This is a genomic window from Psychromonas hadalis ATCC BAA-638 (genome assembly GCF_000420245.1).
In the GTDB taxonomy this organism is placed as follows: domain Bacteria; phylum Pseudomonadota; class Gammaproteobacteria; order Enterobacterales; family Psychromonadaceae; genus Psychromonas; species Psychromonas hadalis.
Genome location: NZ_ATUO01000278.1, coordinates 1 through 2,427, shown reverse-complemented (window position 1 = coordinate 2,427; position 2,427 = coordinate 1). Strand labels below are relative to the sequence as shown.

The following is a 2,427-nucleotide window of genomic DNA, read 5'->3' as shown; positions in this document are numbered from 1 at the left end:
CCAGAGCAAGCGGTTATTGAGCAATTTGAGTTGTTTGAAAGTAACCTTAAAAGTTTTAAATAACAGCATGTACGGATGGCCTGTGGGTCATTCGTGCCTATTTTCTTACTCATTTTACTATTAGCTTTTTATTGTTATCTTCTTAATATCTGTTCATCATTATTTTTAATCTTTACACTTATACCGATTACATTAAGTATGTGATCTAAATTTTACGCAGGGAAAACAGCTTAATTCAAGGCGTAAGTTGACGTAAATGGTTGTTCCCTTTGCGAAACTTACAACGTAGAAGTGAGTTGTTTTAACCAGTAAAATAGATCAGCTATTTATTGTAATTGGTATTATTACTGCTCATTAAACTTTTATGTGATCTACATCCTGTTATTATCAGGGACTACAAATAATTTGAACTCGGTTATCTTATCGTGTTTAGGGGAAATGTGTGTCTTCAAAACCAGTACAACTTAGTTTTTTATTAATCATCATATTAGGTGCTATTTCAGCATTAACACCAATTGCGATTGATATGTACCTGCCCGCCATGCCGTCTATTGCCAGAGAATTTGCAGTTACTGCGGGTGATATTCAAATCACGTTAACGGCTTATACCGCAGGCTTTGCGCTTGGGCAATTGTTACATGGCCCTCTTGCTGACAGTTATGGTCGCAAACCTATTCTGCTTATTGGCACACTGTTTTTTACATTAGCTTCTATTTTGAGTGCAATGGCGCCCAACATTGAAATGTTAACTTGGATGCGTATTGCCCAAGGTTTTTCAGGTGCAGCTGCCGCTGTGGTTATTCAGGCGATTGTGCGTGATATGTTTGAAAAAGAGGAGTTTGCACGCACTATGTCATTCATTATATTAGTGATGACGCTTGCTCCATTGGTTGCACCACTGCTTGGTGGTTATATGGCGGTTTGGTTTGGCTGGCGTTCTATATTTTGGTTAATTGCATTGATTGCACTGCTGATCATTGTTGCTATTACGTTGAAAATACCAGAAACACTGGCGGTCGAAAAACGTCAACCATTTAGGGTGTGTTCTATATTGCGCAATTACAGATCCCTTTTTACAAGTTCAGATGCGATGTTATTAATTTTAACAGGCGCTTTCTCTTTTGCTGGGATGTTTGCTTTTTTAACAGCAGGTTCATTTATCTATATTGAATTGCATGGTGTGGATATTCAACATGTCGGTTATCTGTTTGCATTAAATATTATTTCGATGATGATAATGACGGCTATTAATGGTCGCTTAGTGCGTGTTAAGGGCTCTCAATGGATGTTAAAAATGGGACTAAGTGTTCAATTTATGGGGGCCTTTTTATTGATATTTGGGCAAATATTTAATTTTGGTTTGTGGGGCGTTGTATTACCCATGATGTTATTTGTCAGCACTATTTCAACCGTGGGCAGTAATACCATGGCTATTCTGTTAACAGGTTACCCTGACATAGCGGGAACAGCCGCTTCTTTAGCGGGGACATTACGCTTTGGTATCGGTGCATTGGTGGCGGCTATCATCGCCTTTTTACCCGCCACATCAAGTTGGCCGATGGTGAGTGTGATATTTTGTTGTGCGCTTTTAAGCGGATTTTGTTATCTGCTACGCGCAAAAAAATGGCACTTCGGTGTTGAGTTTAAGTGCTAATAGTAAAGGAAATCAAAAGGTGATCAGTCTGTCTTGTTAAAATTATCTTTATCTACGCAATACTTGATTTAGCCATTAATTCCATTGCTATTATTGTAAATTGAGTTCGCATATCCTGATTTTTATTAAGTCGTTAAAACCACGTCCTGTGGGCGTGGTCATCAGCTAGAGGCTATGTCTGTAGCTTCTACTCATGTTATTAATCTATTTAGTTGTCCCCACAACAAAAAGGAAAAATAGCCTGAGTAGATTTGAGAAGTTATCACATGTGATCTGGCACTGCCAATATCATATAGTTTGGGTGCCTAAATATAGGTATCGAATTTTAATAGGAGCAGTTGCCAATGAGGTCTATCGTTGTATTCAAATATATTGCGGAAGATTAGATTGTATAATTGTAGATCTAAACGTACAGCCAGATCATGTACACTTATTGGTAAAAGTCCCCCCGAAAAGATCTATTTCAAAAGTTCTTGGAGCAGTAAAAGGGCGGACCGCAATAAGGGTCTTTAAGCCATTCCCATACTTAAAGAAAAAGCCATATTGGGGTAACCATTTTTGGGCGAAGGGATATTGTGTAGACACAGTTGGAGTTGATGCTGAAAGTATGTAAAGTATCAAGAAAAGCAATATGAATTAAAATTTTAATAATTTAGATATAATGGAACAGCAAAGTTTGCCTTCTATGAAGGCAAACCACAGCCCCTTCTAAGAAGGTGGATATTTAACTGGTTAAAGTTAATCTCGATTGTGCTATTTTAGCGCTTTATTTT

1 protein-coding gene and 1 pseudogene are annotated in these 2,427 nt (G+C 37.8%); both read left to right on the top strand.

What is annotated here, in order from left to right; translation table 11 throughout:
- The first annotated feature begins 442 nt into the window (after nucleotides 1-442).
- Entirely contained in the window at nucleotides 443-1,654 is a 1,212-nt protein-coding gene (locus tag G322_RS0118735) for a Bcr/CflA family multidrug efflux MFS transporter (protein ID WP_022943202.1), read from the top strand.
- A 241-nt stretch (nucleotides 1,655-1,895) separates the two neighbouring features.
- Nucleotides 1,896-2,258 (top strand): annotated as a pseudogene (tnpA, locus tag G322_RS22020) (IS200/IS605 family transposase); the annotation flags it as partial.
- Between the last annotated feature and the right edge of the window lie 169 nt (nucleotides 2,259-2,427).